This window comes from Allobosea sp. P1_A7, assembly GCF_056406775.1.
Map to the genome: position 1 here is coordinate 1 of NZ_JBFTZN010000147.1, position 15,695 is coordinate 15,695.

Genomic DNA, 15,695 nt, shown 5'->3' on the forward strand with positions numbered 1-15,695 from the left:
GATCGAGCAGCTCCGCCATCACCTCGCAGAACAGGGCCGTGAAGGGGGATCCAAGCCTGCGACAGGCCTCAACCTGCCCTCTGAAGCTCGCGCGGGCACGCTCCTCGCGTTCCGCGTCGCCGACACCACCAGACATGCCCGTACTCCCTGTCAGGGAAGAAGCGGTCGCGCCTCGATCACGACGAAAGCCTGCGCCATTGGCGGATCATCGGTCAGCGAGACATGGACGAAGGCTTCATGCCCTGGCGGCAGCATCGCTGCGAGGCGCTCGGCGGCGCCGCCGGTCAACCGCATCGTCGGCTGGCCGCCGGGCAGGTTCACCACCTCCATATCGCGCCAGAACACGCCGCGACTCAGACCGGTGCCAAGCGCCTTGGAGCAGGCCTCCTTGGCGGCGAAGCGGCGGGCATAGGAGGCCGCCCGGGTGGCGCGGCGGTCCGACTTGGCCCGCTCGCCCTCGGTAAAGATGCGATGGGTGAAGCGCTCGCCGAACCGCTCCAGCGATTGCTCGATGCGGCGGATATCGCAGAGGTCGGAGCCGATGCCGAGGATCATGCAGCCGGTCTACTTGGCCGCGCGCCCTTCGTCCATGGCTGCACGCATCTGCACGATCGCCTGCTCCAAGCCGATGAAGAGCGCCTCGCCGACCAGGAAGTGGCCAATATTGAACTCGACGAAATCGGGAACGACCGCCAATTCGCGCGCGGTGTCGTAATCGAGCCCATGGCCGGCATGAACTTCGAGTCCAAGCGAGGCCGCAAGCGCAGCCCCTTCGGCAAGACGGCGGAACTCGGCATCGGCCTTGTCCCGCTTGCCGTCGATGACGGCATGGCACCAGGTTCCGGTATGCAGCTCGACCACCGGAGCGCCGAGCTTGGCCGCCATCCTGATCGGAGCAGCATCCGGCTCGATGAAGAGCGACACCCTGGAGCCCGCCTCGTTGAGCTGCGCGATCGCTGGCGCCAAAGCACGCTCCTGCCCGACGACATCGAGCCCGCCTTCGGTCGTGCGCTCCTCGCGTTTCTCGGGCACGAGGCAGGCCGCATGCGGCTTCAGGCGCTCAGCCAGCGCGATCATCTCCGCCGTGGCTGCCATCTCGAAATTCAGGGGCACGGTGAGTTCGGCCATCAGCCGCTCGATGTCGGCATCGCGGATGTGGCGCCGGTCTTCGCGCAGATGCGCCGTGATGCCGTCGGCTCCGGCCTCGACAGCAAGATGCGCGGCGCGGATCGGATCGGGCAGGGCTCCGCCACGCGCATTGCGCACCGTAGCAACGTGATCGATGTTCACGCCCAGTCGCAACCGGCCATTTGTCATCACAAGTCCCCTCGCCCGTTGCCAGCGTGCATACCGCCTGGCCCGGTCCGGCTCAAGGCACGGAAATTGATCGGCAAGACCACGTTCGCTGATGGATATCGCGAGAGCTTTCCCGGGCTTCTTCGCGATTTGCTAACCGCGCCGCCAAGCTGCCGCGGCTTGGAAACCAATCTTAAGCGCGCACGCTCCTTTCATGCCTGACCCAGATCAGATCGAGAGACCCAGGGCCGTGCAGATTTCCGTCAATCAGGGCCAGTTCGAAAACGATATCATTCCGGACCGTCGCACCGCCGGCCAGGTGGCCGACCGGTCGATCGGCCGCGTTCTGTCATGCAATGGCGCGCGTGCGACGATCGGCACCATCATCCCACGCGCCGGCACGGCAACGCCCGAGGCCTGGACGATCGGGCGGATGATCTCGATCAATCTCGGCCGCAGCCGGATCGTCGGCATGGTCTATGAGATCAAGGCCGTCAGGGAATTCTGGGACGAACTGGCCGACAATCCCGTCCATATCGAAGTGGAACTGCTCGGCGAGGTGCTGGAAGCCGAGGGCGGACGCACTTATTTCCAGACCGGCATCACCACCTATCCGCCAGTCGGCGCGATCGCGCACCGTATCCGGGCCCATGATCTTGCTCTGGTGCATGACCTCGGCGCCAGGGCCGGYGTCGCCATCGGACACCTGACGCAGGATGCCGCCATTCCGGCGACGGTCTGCATCGACGATCTGCTGTCGCGCCATTTCGCGCTGGTCGGCACGACCGGCGTCGGCAAGTCCAGCGCCGTCTCGCTGCTGCTGCGCAAGGCGATTGCCGCCAAGCCGCATCTGCGGGTGCTGATCCTCGATCCGCACAACGAATACGCCCACGCCTTTCCCGACAAGGCCGTGGTCACCGATGCGCAGAGCCTCGACCTGCCCTTCTGGATGTTCCGCCTCGAAGAATTTGCCGATGTCGTCTTTCGCGGCCGTCCCGATCTCGACGAGATCGACATCCTGCGCGAGGTCATCGCCGCGGCCCGCACCCGCTATCGCAAGCCCGCAGCTCAGGACTTCGCCCGCGACCTCGGCGCCTCGCTGCTGAAGCGGCCGCTCGATCCGACGGCGCGGCGGTCGGCGGCCGGTGGCGCTGCCTCCAGCGGCGACGCCCCCCTGCCCTACAGGATGGTCGACGCGCTCGCCGTCCTGGACGAGTTGATGGGGCTCCATGAGATCCGTTATCCGCGTGCCGCGCTGCGATCGCTGAAGGTCCGTCTCGAAGCCCTCTATGGCGACCCGAGCTACCAGTTCATGTTCGCACGCGCGAACATGGTCGAAGGCATGGGCCAGGTGATCGGCCAGATCTTCCGGATTCCGCAGCATGGCCGGCCGATCTGCGTGTTCCAGCTCGCCGGGCTGCCGGCCGATGTCGTCAACGCCGTCGCATCCGTGCTGGCGCGCATCGCCTTCGACCTCGCCATGTTCAGCCATGGCGGCTACGAGGTGCTGCTGCTCTGCGAGGAAGCCCATCGCTATGTGCCGGCGGACCAGTCGCTCGGCTTCACGCCGACCCGGCAAGCCATCGCCCGCATCGCCAAGGAAGGCCGCAAATACGGCGCCTATCTCGGCGTCGTGACCCAGCGCCCGGGCGAGCTCGATCCCACGATCCTGTCGCAATGCTCGACCATCTTTGCGATGCGGCTCGCCAATGACCGCGACCAGCAGATCATCCGCTCGGCCATTGCCGACGCCTCGGCGAGCACGATCGGCTTCCTCTCGGCCATCGGCAATCGCGAGGCGATCGCCTTCGGCGAGGGCGTGGCGACGCCGATGCGCATGCGCTTTGCCGAGCTTGCGCCGCATGAGCTGCCGGCGATGGCGGGGGGATCGATCCTCGACGGCCTGGCCCATCGTGAGCCCAGGCTCGACGAGCTGGTCAGCCGGATGCAGGGCGAGAGCTGGTAAGCGCGCGCAGCAAAATCTTGCATCCGCCCGGCTTTGCCTGTATGGCCGGCTCACATCAATCTTTCCCTGCATCGCCAAGATCAGAAGGAGCCGTTCAATGGCTCGCGTTACCGTTGAGGACTGCATCGACAAGGTCGAGAACCGCTTCGAGCTGGTTCTGCTGGCCAGCCACCGCGCCCGCATGATCGCTTCGGGCACGCAGATTCTGGTTCCCCGCGACAACGACAAGAACCCCGTCGTGGCGCTACGCGAAATCGCCGAAGAGAAGCTCACTCCCGAAGATTTGAAGGAAGAGCTGATCCACTCGCTGCAGAAGCATGTCGAGGTCGACGAGCCTGAGGCCGAGACCGTGCCGCTCCTGACCAGCGGCCCGTCCAGCGCAGCGACGCCCGATTCGGAAGTCCAGTTCGATCGCATGAGCGAGGAAGATCTGCTGCGCGGCCTCGACGGCCTCGTGCCGCCGACCGAGAGCGCCGACGACGAAGACTGATCAAAGCGTTCACCAGTCTACGCTAAAGCCCGGCATTGCCGGGCTTTTTCATGCCTACCCTGCATAGAATCGCCTTGCCCCGCCGGAACGCMGTGCCGATATTGAACCTTTGCAATTCTTGGCAGGCGTTACAGGGGCCCGCATGGGCATGATGCGGCAATACGAGCTCGTTGACCGGGTCAGGAGCTATAATCCGAATACCGACGAAGACCTGCTCAACCGAGCGTATGTCTATGCCATGCGCGCGCATGGCACACAGAAGCGCGCCTCGGGCGACCCCTTCTTCGCGCATCCCCTCGAAGTCGCGGCGATCCTGACCGATCTCAAGCTGGACGATGCGACGATCGTCGCCGCCGTCCTGCACGACACCGTCGAGGATACGGCAGCCACTCTCGAAGAGATCGAGAGCATGTTCGGGCCGGATATCCGCCGGCTCGTCGACGGCTTGACCAAGATCAAGAAACTCGACCTCGTCTCGAAGAAGGCGGCCCAGGGCGAGAATTTCCGCAAGCTGCTGCTGGCCATCGCCGAAGATGTCCGGGTGCTCCTGGTCAAGCTCGCCGACCGGCTGCACAACATGCGCACCCTGCATTTCGTCCCGCCCGAGAAGCGGCTGCGCGTCGCCGAGGAGACGGCCGAGATCTATGCCCCGCTCGCCGGGCGGATGGGCATGCAGGAACTGCGCGAGGAGCTGGAAGAACTGGCCTTCCGCCATATCAAGCCGGAAGCCCACTCCACCATCACCAAGCGCCTGGAAGAGGTGACCGAGCGCGAAGGCTCCGTGATCAGCGCGATCGAGATCGATCTCAAGGAGAAGCTGGCCGCGCGCGGCATCCAGGCGGAGGTCGCCGGACGGCGCAAGCGCCCCTACTCGATCTGGCGCAAGATGGAGCGCAAGTCGGTCTCCTTCGAGCAGCTTTCGGATATTTTCGGCTTCCGGGTCATCGTCGACCAGTTGGAGGATTGCTACCGCGTGCTCGGGATCGTCCACACGACCTGGCCGATGGTTCCGGGGCGCTACAAGGACTACATCTCGACGCCGAAGCAGAACGACTATCGGTCGATCCACACCACGGTGGTCGGCCCGGGCCATAGCCGCGTCGAACTGCAGATTCGCACCGACAAGATGGACCGCATCGCCGAATACGGCATCGCGGCCCATGCCCATTACAAGGACGGACGGACCACCRAGCTCTCCGGTGCCGCCGATGAAAGCCGGGCCTATCAGTGGCTGCGGCGCACCGTCGACCTGCTCGCAGAGGGCGACAATCCGGAAGAGTTCCTGGAGCACACCAAGCTCGAGCTCTTCCACGACCAGGTCTTCTGCTTCACGCCCAAGGGCCGGCTGATCGCCCTGCCGCGCGGGGCGACCCCGATCGACTTCGCCTATGCGGTCCATACCGATGTCGGCAACACCGCGGTCGGTGCCAAGATCAATGGCCGCATCGCGCCGCTGCTCACCGAGCTGCAGAATGGCGACGAGGTCGAAATCACCCGCGCCGACGGGCAGGTGCCCCCCGCGGCCTGGGAATCGCTCGTCGTAACCGGCAAGGCGCGCGCCGCGATCCGAAGGGCGACGCGCGCGGCCGTGCGCAAGCAATATGCCGGCCTTGGCCGCCAGATCCTCGAACGCGCCTTCATGCGCGCCGAGCGTGTCTTCACCGACGAAAAGCTCAAGGCGGCGCTCAAGCGGCTGGCCCGCACCGCCGTTGACGACGTGTTCGCCGCTGTCGGGCGCGGCGAGATGTTCTCGGGCGACGTCGTCAAGGCGGTCTATCCCGATCTCGAGCCGGAGAAGCGGTCCACGCCCGAAGCCCGTGGCGAAAGCAACGGCAAGGGCTGGTTCGAGCTGCGCAAGGGCGACAATCTCAAGTTCAAGCTGCCCGGCGAGACGCCGGGCGCCAATGCCATCCCGATCCGTGGCCTCGGCGGCGATCTGCCGGTGCGCTTCGCGCCGAATGGCGGCGCCGTGCCGGGCGATCGCATCGTCGGAATCCTGACGCCTGGCGAAGGCGTGACGATCTATCCGATCCAGTCGCCTTCGCTGGCGGCCTTCGACAACGAGCCCGATCGCTGGCTCGACGTGCGCTGGGATCTCGACGACAAGACGCCCCAGCGCTTTCCGGCGCGCATCGCCCTCAACTCGATCAACGAACCCGGCTCGCTGGCGCAGATCACCACCACCATCGCCGAGCATGACGGCAATATCGATGCGGTGACGATGGTGCGGCCGACGCCGGACTTCACCGATGTCACCATCGATCTCACGGTCTGGGACCTGAAACATCTCAGCGCCATCATCAGCGAGCTGCGCGAGAAACGGGTGATCAGCCGGGTCGAGCGCGTGGTCGGCTAAAGCATCGGCCCGAAAAACGGATTGCGGCTTTCGGGCAAGCCCATGCAATCACAGGCGGTCAGATCATCGGACCGGATACGATATTCCGGCCGATGCGCTGCCAGCCTTCCACAGCTCCGCTCGGGCCCACGCTTGAAACGCAGGCCATTCCGGCGCAAAAGCACTCGCCTGTGCCCGTCGCAGGCAATGGGATCAACTCCATCTGCGAGGCGCACCGATGACCGACGACGAGGTCCTGGCCGAATTCCGCGATGCCGGCGCATTGCTTGAAGGTCATTTCATCCTGTCTTCCGGCCTGCGTAGCCCGGTCTTCCTGCAGAAGATGTTCATCTTCCAGGACCCGGTCCGCACCGAGCGGCTCTGCAAGGCGCTTGCCGCCAAGATCGAAGCCACWTTCGGCAAGGTCGACTATGTCGTCTCGCCCGCGGTCGGCGGCATCGTGCCGGGCTACGAGACAGCACGGCACCTCAAGGCCAAGGCGGTGTTCGTCGAACGCGAGGACGGACAGTTCAAGCTGCGCCGCGGCTTCGCCATCCCCGCCGGTGCGCGCGTGGTGATGGTCGAAGACATCGTCACCACCGGCCTCTCCTCGCGCGAATGCCTGGCCTCGATCGCTGGTGAACCTGGCCAGATTCTCGGCGCCGCTTGCCTGGTCGACCGTTCCGCCAGCAAGGCCGATCTCGGCGTCAGACTGGTCAGCCTCGTCGCTCTCGATATCCCGGCTTATGCTCCTGACGCGCTGCCACCCGAGYTCGCCGCCATCCCGGCGGTCAAGCCCGGCAGCCGGGGGCTCGCCAGCTGAAGGGCCCTGCGGGGCTCAAGGAAACTGACCAGCCTGAGCAAGCGCACTTGCAAGACTCCAGCAAGTGGCCACATAATTAGTGCTTGGCTGATCAGAATTCGCCGATCTTTCGACATTGCCTGACCGCTATCCTTTCGATCTGACGTATTTGATTCGATTTTTACTGGAGTCGTTCCCATGGCGGAGCCGCGCATCGCGCTTTTTATCGATGGGGCAAACCTCTATGCCACATCGAAGCAGCTTGGCTTCGACATGGATTACCGTCGACTGTTGAAGGAATTCCAGGCACGAGGCAACCTCATCCGGGCCTTTTACTTCACTACGTTAGTCGAAAGCGAAGAGTACTCGTCGATCAGACCACTGGTCGACTGGCTCGACTATAACGGCTACCGGGTCATCACCAAGGCGGCCAAAGAATTCACCGATGCGACCGGTCGCCGCCGGGTCAAAGGCAATATGGACATCGAGCTCGCCATTGAAATGCTCGAACTAGCGCCGCATCTTGACCAGATCTACTTGTTCTCGGGCGATGGTGACTTTCGCCCACTGGTTGAAGCCGTGCAACGCAAGGGTGTAAAGGTCTCGGTGGTCTCGACCATCACGACCAATCCCCCCATGGTCTCAGACGAGTTGCGCCGCCAATGCGACGAGTTCCTCGACCTTTCGCATCTCATGGCGAAAATCGGGCGCGACCCCTCGGAGCGCGCGCCGCGCAGTGGCGCTGCGGGCACGCCCGGCCATCCCGGACTGGAACGCCGTTATGGCATCCGCCAGGGCGACGAACCGGTCGAAGGCTGATTTCGGCACGCCACTGACGTGTGGTCAGGGGCTGTGATACGACCGTTGGAGCGAGGCCCCAGGCCGCCATGTGATTCGGCCGGGCCGGCTATGGCAACAACGGGACTGGGAGGCCTCATCATGCATCGCCGTCATTTTCTCGCCGGGCTCGCGGGGAGCTCCGCGGGCGTTTTCGTCATCGCCAAGCCCGCTCTCGTCCTGGCGCAGGCTACGCCTGCTCCCGCCGCACCGGCGGCTGCACCCGCCTTCACGTTGCCGCCGCTCGGCTATGCCTATGAGGCGCTGGAGCCCAATATCGACGCCGCCACCATGCGTATCCATCACACCGCCCATCATCAGGCCTATGTGAACAACGCCAACGCGCTGGCCAATCAATGGGCGGACCTGAGGACGACGCCAATCGAGACCGTGCTGGCCGATCTCAGCGCGGTTCCCGAGAACGTTCGCACCGGCGTCCGCAACAATGTCGGCGGCCACTGGAACCACACGTTCTTCTGGGAACTGATGACGCCGGGCGGCGCGGAGCAGCCCTCACCCGAACTCAAGAGCGCGGTCGAGGCCTCGCTCGGTTCGGTGAGCGATATGGCGACCAAGCTCAACGCCGCCGCCCTGGGCCGCTTCGGCTCCGGCTGGGCCTGGCTGGTCGTCGGCAAGGACAAGAAGCTCGCGATCGTCAGCACCGCCAATCAGGACACCCCGCTCGAACTCGGCGCMAAGGCGGTCGTCGGTGTCGATGTCTGGGAACACGCCTATTATCTCAAGCACCAGAGCCGCCGCGCCGACTATCTGGCGGCGTGGTGGAAGACGGTGAACTGGGACAAGGCCAACGCCAATTTCAAGAAGGCGATGATCTAACCTTCTGTTTTTGGATGGACGCCCTGAGAAGGAAAAAGGGCCGCTCGCGCGGCCCTTTTTCCGTGACGATCGCCCTTTCGGAAAGCCCTGTCGGTTCAGCCGCCGGTTTTCATGATCCGCGCCTTGTCGCGGTTCCAGTCGCGGGTCTTTTCGGTCTCGCGCTTGTCATGCAGCTTCTTGCCGCGGCCAAGCCCGAGTTCGACCTTCGCGCGGCCCTTGTCGTTGAAATAGACCTTGAGCGGGATCACCGTGAAGCCGTCGCGCTGGATCGCGCCCATCAGCTTGTTGATCTGACGACGATGCAGCAGCAGCTTCCGCGGCCGGCGGACATCATGGTTGAAGCGGTTGGCTTCGAGATATTCCGGGATATGGGCGTTGAACAGATAGAGTTCGGTCCCCATCGGCCCGGCATAGCTCTCCCCGATCGTCGCCTTGCCACCGCGCAGGGACTTGATCTCCGTGCCCTGCAACGCGATGCCGGCCTCGAGCGTCTCGATGATCTCGTAATTGTAACGCGCCTTGCGGTTATCGGCCGCGAGGCGATAGCGCTCGGGATCAGGCTTGCTCATGCCGGGTGACCAAATCCATAGGTCTTCACGAGACCCGCCATGGCCTGCGACTCCGTTTCGGAGTCAGCACTCAGGCCGTTGAGAACTCCCAGCCTGTCGGCGTCCTGCCGGTTCTGGCTGAGTTTGAACTTGCCGATGATCGAGGCGATCTCGATTTCGATGCCGACAATGCCGCGGGCCTGCGCCGCAATGAACGGCTCGGGGTCGGCGAGAAGGCCGTCGGCGCCGGCCGCCACTATGGCGAGCGGATACGCGCGAATGACGCCGTGCAACGCGTCCCGGTCTTCAACCTTGAAATGGCTCGGTTCGTACATCAGCGGCTCCGGGGCGGTTCGCCGAGCACCCCGGGCGAACGCAACTCTCTATCTAGGCATTCAACAGCCCGGCGTGAACCATGGCCTCGCGGATAACCTTGCCGGTCGGGGGCGTCACCGGCATCAGCGGCAGGCGAACCTCCTCCTCGATCCGGCCGAGCAGCTTGAGCCCATGCTTGGCGCCGGCAAGGCCCGGCTCCTTGAACACCGCGTCGTGCAGCGGCACGAGCCGGTCCTGGACCTTCAGCGCACCAGCGAAATCGCCCTTGAGCGCGGCCACCATCAATTCGGAGCAGAGGCGCGGCGCAACATTGGCGACAACCGAGATGCAGCCATGGCCGCCGGCCGCCATATAGGCCAGCGCCGTCATGTCCTCGCCCGAGAGCTGGATGAACTCCGGCCCCATGGCGTGGCGCTGCTGCGAGACGCGGGCGAGATTGGCGGTCGCGTCCTTGACGCCCGCGATGTTCTTCAGCTCGTAGAGCCGCGCCATGGTCTCGACCGACATGTCGACCACCGAGCGCGGCGGGATGTTGTAGATGATGATCGGGATGCCGACCGCGTCGTTCACCGCCTTGAAGTGCTGGTACATGCCCTCCTGGGTCGGCTTGTTGTAATAGGGCGTGACCACCAGCAGCGCCGGCGCACCGGCCTTCTCGGCATGGATCGCGAGGTCGATCGCCTCGGCCGTGTTGTTCGAGCCGGCTCCGGCGATGACGGGAACGCGACCCTTTACCGCATCGAGGCAGATCTCGATGACTCGCTTGTGCTCGTCATGGCTGAGCGTCGGGCTCTCGCCGGTGGTGCCCACGGGCACGAAGCCATGGCTGCCGCTTTCAATCTGCCAGGCGATCAGCGCGCGCAGGCCATCCTCGTCGATCCTGCCGCCCTTGAACGGGGTCACCAAGGCTGTGAGCGAGCCGGTGATAGGCGCATGCTTGGTCATGATCGAGCCGTCCTAAGAACAAAATCCGTGTGTAGCGGGCGACAGACATACCGCCTCCCACCGCATGCGCAAAGGCGAAAGCCCGTCAAAAATCGCTTGCACGTTAGTTAACGGTCCATCAAGACCCTTCGCCGACCATCGAAGTCCAAGCGCCATCCCGGGGAAATCCACCATGGTACGGCTGCCTGCCTCTCGACGGCTCCTTTCATGGGCCGTGCCTGCACTCCTTGTGACTGCGAGTGCCCAAGCGACCAACGACGCCGACCACGTCCTGCAGAAGGACCGTGTTGCGGCCATTGCCGATCCTGCGACGACGGCGGCGCTCCTGCGCTCGCCCGACGAGCAGTTGCGCGCCGACGCGCCAGCCGATCAGGGCGCTCTCAAGACTGCGGTCGAGGCCTATCGCCGTGGTACGGTGACCGAGGGCGATGCCTTCGCCTCGGCCTTCGACGACCGCGCGACGCGCGCCATGCTCGAATGGGCCGCGATCCGCTTCGGCGGCAGCACGGTGGGCTTTGCCCGCATCAACGCCTTTCTCGAGACCTATCCGAACTATCCGGCAACGACATTGTTCCGCCGCCGCGCCGAGGCCGCGCTGATTGCCGAGAAGAAAAGCGTGGCCGTGATCCGGGCCTTCTTCCATGCGCAGCGCCCGATCAGCCCGGTCGGCCGCGTGGCGCTGGCCATGGCCCTGAAGGCTGACGGCAAGCCCGACGATGCGATGGTGCTGATCCGCGAAACCTGGCGGCGCGACCATCTCGGCGCGCCGCTGGAAGCGATCGTCCTGAACAGCTTCGGCGACCGGCTCACAGTGACCGACCATCGCCTGCGCACGGAACGCTATCTCTTTGAGGAGAACAATGCGGCGGCGCTGCGCAATGCCGCGCGTGTCTCCACCGATTATGTCCTGCTCGCCAAGGCGCGGCTCGCCAGCGCGCAGTCTAAGGGCACGATCGCGCCCGCACTGATAGCGGCCGTGCCGGCGTCGCTCCGCAACGATCTCTCCTTCACCTTTCTGCAGGTGCAGCAGGCCCGGCGCGCCAACAAGGCCGGCGAAGCCGCGCAGATTCTCGCCAAGGTGCCGCGCGACCCGGCCCTGCTCGGCGATGGCGACGAATGGTGGACGGAGCGGCGCCTGATCGCGCGCAAGCTTCTCGACGAGGGCGATGCCGCCAAGGCCTATGAGGTCGCAGCCGGTCATGGCGCCGAAGGCGCCGCCGAGCGCATCGACGCGGAATGGCACGCAGGCTGGATCGCGCTGCGGTTTCGGGATCAGCCCGGCCTGGCTCTCGCCCATTTCGACGAGGCAGCCAAATGGGCGGAAACGCCGGTCTCGGTCGCGCGCGTCGCCTATTGGCAAGGCCGCGCGGCCGAAGCGATCGGGCTGACCGAGCGCGCCCAGGAGGCCTATGAGCGCGCGGCGGCTCATTCCGTCGCCTATTACGGTCAGCTTGCCCGGGCCAAGCTCGGCCTACCGGACCTGCCGATCCGCACGACGGAATCGGCGGCGCTCGAACATTTGCCCGGTCATCAGGGTGTGCGCCTCCTCTACCAGATCGGCGCGCGCGATCTTGCAGCCACCATGCTGGTCGATCTGTCGCAGCGCCTGCATACGACGACCGCGCTGGAAGCCGTGGCCGCGATCGCCAGCCGTGAAGGCGATGTCAGGACCCTGCTGACGATCGGCAAGACCGCCCTGCAGCGCGGCTTCCCGCTCGACACCGCCGCGTTCCCCACCTCCGGCGTGCCGGACTTCCCCGTGCTGGGCGACCCGATGGAGCGGGCGATCGTCCACGCCATCGCCCGGCAGGAAAGCGCCTTCGATCCCAATGCGGTCTCGCATGCCGGCGCACGCGGGCTGATGCAGATGATGCCGGCGACGGCCCGGGAAACGGCCCGACGGGCCAATATGCCGTTCGACCTTCCGCGGCTCGGCAGCGATGCGCTTTATTCGGCGCAGATGGGCGCGGCCCATCTCAACGACCTGATCCGGGAATGGCGCGGCTCCTATATCCTGAGCTTCGCGGCCTATAATGCCGGCTCCGGCAATGTGAAGCGCTGGATCGACGCCTATGGCGACCCTCGCAAAAGCGATGTCGATGCCGTCGACTGGGTCGAGCGCATCTCGATCTACGAGACGCGCAACTACGTCCAGCGTGTGATGGAGAACCTGCAGGTCTACCGGCAGAGGCTGAACCAGCGTACCGCCTATCTGATCGATTACGACCTGAAGCGGACCTGGACGCGGGATTAGGCGGGATCTCCGGCCCTTCACGGCCGGAGCCCCCTCGCCTGCTCCGTTCCGGCGGATTTTCTTGACTGGGACCAGTGCCCATTTCGCCTGAAGATGCTTTAGTCCAGCCTCTTGCAGCGCCGCCGGAGGGCGAATGGATTCTGATAGCGGTTTCCGCTCCTTCTTTATCAGTGCCCGCGACGGCCTGAAGCTCCACGCCCGCGATTACGGTCCCCTCGCCTCGCACGCCCTGCCGGTGGTCTGCCTGCCGGGGCTGGCGCGAACGGCCGCCGACTTCCACGAACTGGCGATGGCGCTGGCAGGGGACGAGGCCAAACCACGGCGCGTCCTGGCGCTCGATTACCGCGGGCGCGGGCGCTCCGCCTATGACAGGAACTGGGCCAATTACGATATTCGGGTCGAGCTCGACGACATGATGCAGCTGCTCACGGCGGCCGGCATCGAGGCCGCCGTGTTCGTCGGAACCTCGCGCGGCGGCCTGCTGACGATGGCGCTGGCGGCGGCGCGCCCGGCCATGATCAAGGGCGTCGTCCTGAACGATGTCGGCCCGGTAATCGATGCGCGCGGATTGCTGCGGATCCGCGGCTATGTCGGCAAGCTGCCAAGCCCGCGCAGCTTTGTCGAAGGCGCCGAAATCCTCAAGCGCTTGTCTGACCAGCAATTCCCGGCTTTCGGCGAACGGGAATGGGAGATAATGGCGCGTCGGACCTGGACCGAGCGCGATGGACATCTCGTCACCGATTACGACCCTAATCTGATGAAGATCCTGGAGGAACTCGACCTCGAGGCGCCGCTGCCCGTGCTCTGGACCTATTTCGCCGGGCTGAACGCCGTGCCGATTCTGGCGATCCGTGGCGCCAATTCCGATCTTCTCTCGGAGGAGACGCTGCGCGAGATGGGGGAGCGCCATCCCGATTGCGAGATCTTCGTCGCACCGGGACAGGGCCATGCGCCCCTGCTCGGATCGAAGGACATGGTGCGGCGCATTGGCAAGCTGATCGGCAAGGCGGAGAAGCGCGCCGCCTGAGTCTTGGGCCGCCCCCCCCGGCGGTCGCAACACGCCGGGCTCACTGAAATCGAGGATTTACCGCCGCTTGCCGTCGGCTCCGTCTTCGGGGACGCCGGCGACATTGCCCTGCCCCTGCGTACCATCGTCACGCGAGGCCTCGACCTCACCGGCGCGGGCCCGTGTCGAAAACGCGGTCTCGATGCCGGCTGCGAGCGAATACGCCTCGAACCGGCATTGGCGCCGGCTATGGCGAGAACTGAATCGCGGTGAGCGAAGATCGTGCGGACAAAGCAGGCGAGACAACAGCCCGCCAGATAGGCCGCGACATAAAGGAGCGCGGTCTCCAGCCAGAGCGCGGCAACACCATTCACCACCTGCAGCCAGGTGAGCGCGGCGACCACGGCCCAGACGCCCACGAGCAGGGTGATCGGACTGGTCCAGAAACGGACCTTCCCTCCTGTGCAGGTGATCCAGCCCATGGCTAGGCCGATGCCGAAGGCCGCGAGCAGGAACCATGCGAACTGGGTGGCCAGGTAGAGCATGCCAGCGATCCCTACTTCTCGACCGTGAACTGGACGCGACGGTTCATGGCCTTCGCCTCCGGCTCGTCATGGGGAACGAGCGGTCGCTGCGCGCCAAAGCCCTTCGGCTCGAGCCGGGCAGCGCTGATGCCGCGTATGACCAACTCATCAAGCACGCGCCGAGCGCGCCGGTTCGAAAGATCGACATTGTCGAACCCGCGCCGCTCGCCATCGAGATTGGCATGCCCCTCGACCGTGACGCGCACATCCGGGCATTGCTTGAGGATCGCGGATGCTTCCGCCATGGCCCGTTCCGTGGTCGCATCGAGCACGACCACAGCTGTGCCCTGGCCGAACAGCACGGACTGGCGCTTGGTCAAGGCATCGAGGTCGTTCTGGCAGGTGTTGGGCGGTTCCGTGACGCAACCCGTCTGGCGCAAGCCGATCTCCGCCTGGCCTGAAAAGCCGGCAGGCAGCCCGCTCGCGGCGCTGGTCTCGACCTCGCCCTTGATCAGCTCGCGGCAGGTCAACCCCTGCAGCTCGACCTTGCCATCGACCAGGCGCGCGGTGCCGAGATCCAGCCTGAGCAGATCGGTCACGGCGACGCGAGCTGCGCCGCCGAAACCGGCAGGCGCTCCGGGCACGATGCGCGTCTCGTCCACGATCTTGCCCTGCAAGGGTGAGCCGTCCAGCAACGCCAGAAGCGCCGAGCGCGTCTGCTCATCAGGCAAATAGCCGGACAGGCCGACGCCCGAGCGATCCGCCGAAATCGTCAGACCGAAGGGGCGCAGGCCAAGGCCCGCCAGATCCGGCGCGCCCGTGAGGCCTCCCGGCAAAGGCTGCTGCCGGAGCGCGGCCTCGATTTCGCGCCAGGCCCCTTCGTCGGCAACGGCCCCCGAGAGCGAAGCCTGCGTGCCCTCGATGGAAACCACGCCGTTGCTCATCCTGCCGAGCAGATCCAGCAGGAAGCTGGTCGCCGTGCCGAAATCCGGAGCTTCACGCAGCTTCGGTTCACCCGTCATGCGATCAGCGATGCGACCCGCATCCGCCCCGCGGTCGGCCGATTGCAGCACGCCCTGTCTCGCCGCCTCGTCGGGAACGAGGCCGCTCAGCACGACGCCCTGCTCGGTCTTCTCCGCCCGCCATTGCAGCGGAACCGTGCGCTCGGGCACAGCGCGTACCGGGATGGGCGCCTTCGCCTCACCGGCACTGGCGTGGGAGCTGCCGGGCGATGGCACCTCACCGCGCTGAGGCGCAGGAGGTGTTGCAGGCTCCGAAGGCGCAGGAGGTTCGGCCGGAACAAAGAGCGGTGGAATCTCCGGCATGGCTGGCATAGGAGGGGGCGCCGGCGGGCAGATGATGTTGGCCTGCACAACCGAATCCGGCCCGTCCGTCTGCGCGATCAGCAGTTGCAAGGCCTGGCAGGATTCGAAATCCTCGGGCCCGTCGCCGGACAGCCTGTAGCTGCCGGCATCGAGCTCGGCCTTGCCGCGGCGGAGCCGGGCAAGATCGCCAATGG

At 65.4% G+C, this 15,695-nt stretch carries 14 protein-coding genes; 8 read left to right on the plus strand and 6 right to left on the minus strand.

The genetic code is table 11. The features are described 5' to 3' along the window. Positions 1-150 precede the first annotated feature (150 nt). Together acpS and AC1D34_RS23045 are read right to left on the minus strand one after the other, a co-directional pair. Positions 151-555: a holo-ACP synthase gene (acpS, locus tag AC1D34_RS23040; protein ID WP_113518170.1), complete on the minus strand. Its 405-nt coding sequence runs from the start codon at positions 553-555 to the stop codon at positions 151-153. A gap of 9 nt (positions 556-564) precedes the next feature. Then, complete coding sequence (locus AC1D34_RS23045; protein WP_441504770.1) at positions 565-1,317, minus strand: pyridoxine 5'-phosphate synthase; 753 nt, start codon at positions 1,315-1,317, stop codon at positions 565-567. A gap of 193 nt (positions 1,318-1,510) precedes the next feature. Here AC1D34_RS23045 and AC1D34_RS23050 point away from each other — a divergent pair, with 193 nt between their 5' ends. From AC1D34_RS23050 to AC1D34_RS23075, 6 genes are all read left to right on the plus strand, one after another. Continuing rightward, positions 1,511-3,262, plus strand: coding sequence for an ATP-binding protein (locus AC1D34_RS23050; protein WP_441504771.1), 1,752 nt, complete (start codon positions 1,511-1,513; stop codon positions 3,260-3,262). Between the two features lie 97 nt (positions 3,263-3,359). Next, a complete protein-coding gene (gene rpoZ, locus AC1D34_RS23055) occupies positions 3,360-3,752 on the plus strand; it encodes a DNA-directed RNA polymerase subunit omega (protein WP_069877018.1) in 393 nt (130 codons plus the stop codon). Positions 3,753-3,900: 148 nt separating this feature from the next. Further along, on the plus strand, positions 3,901-6,108 hold the full coding sequence (locus AC1D34_RS23060) for a RelA/SpoT family protein (protein ID WP_476825443.1): 2,208 nt from the start codon (positions 3,901-3,903) through the stop codon (positions 6,106-6,108). Positions 6,109-6,325: 217 nt separating this feature from the next. Continuing rightward, positions 6,326-6,910, plus strand: coding sequence for an orotate phosphoribosyltransferase (gene pyrE / locus AC1D34_RS23065; protein WP_476825441.1), 585 nt, complete (start codon positions 6,326-6,328; stop codon positions 6,908-6,910). A gap of 177 nt (positions 6,911-7,087) precedes the next feature. After that, complete coding sequence (locus AC1D34_RS23070; RefSeq protein WP_441488727.1) at positions 7,088-7,708, plus strand: LabA-like NYN domain-containing protein; 621 nt, start codon at positions 7,088-7,090, stop codon at positions 7,706-7,708. A 120-nt stretch (positions 7,709-7,828) separates the two neighbouring features. Beyond that, positions 7,829-8,563, plus strand: a complete 735-nt coding sequence (locus AC1D34_RS23075; RefSeq protein WP_441488728.1) for a superoxide dismutase — start codon at positions 7,829-7,831, stop codon at positions 8,561-8,563. A 95-nt stretch (positions 8,564-8,658) separates the two neighbouring features. Here the strand turns inward: AC1D34_RS23075 and smpB are convergent, their stop codons facing one another. The 3 genes from smpB to dapA are packed head-to-tail and all read right to left on the minus strand — an operon-like array spanning position 8,659 to position 10,392. Continuing rightward, complete coding sequence (gene smpB / locus AC1D34_RS23080; protein WP_441488729.1) at positions 8,659-9,132, minus strand: SsrA-binding protein SmpB; 474 nt, start codon at positions 9,130-9,132, stop codon at positions 8,659-8,661. Next, a complete protein-coding gene (locus tag AC1D34_RS23085; protein WP_441504773.1) occupies positions 9,129-9,446 on the minus strand; it encodes an FMN-binding negative transcriptional regulator in 318 nt (105 codons plus the stop codon). Before AC1D34_RS23085 ends, smpB begins: the two co-directional genes overlap by 4 nt. A gap of 52 nt (positions 9,447-9,498) precedes the next feature. Further along, complete coding sequence (gene dapA / locus AC1D34_RS23090) at positions 9,499-10,392, minus strand: 4-hydroxy-tetrahydrodipicolinate synthase (protein WP_441488731.1); 894 nt, start codon at positions 10,390-10,392, stop codon at positions 9,499-9,501. A 172-nt stretch (positions 10,393-10,564) separates the two neighbouring features. Here dapA and AC1D34_RS23095 point away from each other — a divergent pair, with 172 nt between their 5' ends. After that, the gene (locus tag AC1D34_RS23095) at positions 10,565-12,646 is read left to right on the plus strand and encodes a lytic transglycosylase domain-containing protein (RefSeq protein WP_441504774.1); all 2,082 of its coding nucleotides are present in this window, start codon (positions 10,565-10,567) and stop codon (positions 12,644-12,646) included. 133 nt (positions 12,647-12,779) lie between these two features. Continuing rightward, positions 12,780-13,673: an alpha/beta fold hydrolase gene (locus AC1D34_RS23100; protein WP_441504775.1), complete on the plus strand. Its 894-nt coding sequence runs from the start codon at positions 12,780-12,782 to the stop codon at positions 13,671-13,673. Positions 13,674-14,208: 535 nt separating this feature from the next. Here the strand turns inward: AC1D34_RS23100 and AC1D34_RS23105 are convergent. Continuing rightward, on the minus strand, positions 14,209-15,695 hold a 1,487-nt coding region (locus tag AC1D34_RS23105), incomplete at its 5' end, for an OmpA family protein (RefSeq protein WP_476825442.1).

What these genes read in the sequence shown, in the direction of transcription:
- acpS (WP_113518170.1), bottom strand. Translation starts at nt 555, where the DNA reads ATGATCCTCGGCATCGGCTCCGACCTCTGCGATATCCGCCGCATCGAG.
- AC1D34_RS23045 (WP_441504770.1), bottom strand. Translation starts at nt 1,317, where the DNA reads ATGACAAATGGCCGGTTGCGACTGGGCGTGAACATCGATCACGTTGCT.
- rpoZ (WP_069877018.1), top strand. Translation starts at nt 3,360, where the DNA reads ATGGCTCGCGTTACCGTTGAGGACTGCATCGACAAGGTCGAGAACCGC.
- AC1D34_RS23070 (WP_441488727.1), top strand. Translation starts at nt 7,088, where the DNA reads ATGGCGGAGCCGCGCATCGCGCTTTTTATCGATGGGGCAAACCTCTAT.
- smpB (WP_441488729.1), bottom strand. Translation starts at nt 9,132, where the DNA reads ATGAGCAAGCCTGATCCCGAGCGCTATCGCCTCGCGGCCGATAACCGC.
- AC1D34_RS23085 (WP_441504773.1), bottom strand. Translation starts at nt 9,446, where the DNA reads ATGTACGAACCGAGCCATTTCAAGGTTGAAGACCGGGACGCGTTGCAC.
- dapA (WP_441488731.1), bottom strand. Translation starts at nt 10,392, where the DNA reads ATGACCAAGCATGCGCCTATCACCGGCTCGCTCACAGCCTTGGTGACC.
- AC1D34_RS23095 (WP_441504774.1), top strand. Translation starts at nt 10,565, where the DNA reads ATGGTACGGCTGCCTGCCTCTCGACGGCTCCTTTCATGGGCCGTGCCT.
- AC1D34_RS23100 (WP_441504775.1), top strand. Translation starts at nt 12,780, where the DNA reads ATGGATTCTGATAGCGGTTTCCGCTCCTTCTTTATCAGTGCCCGCGAC.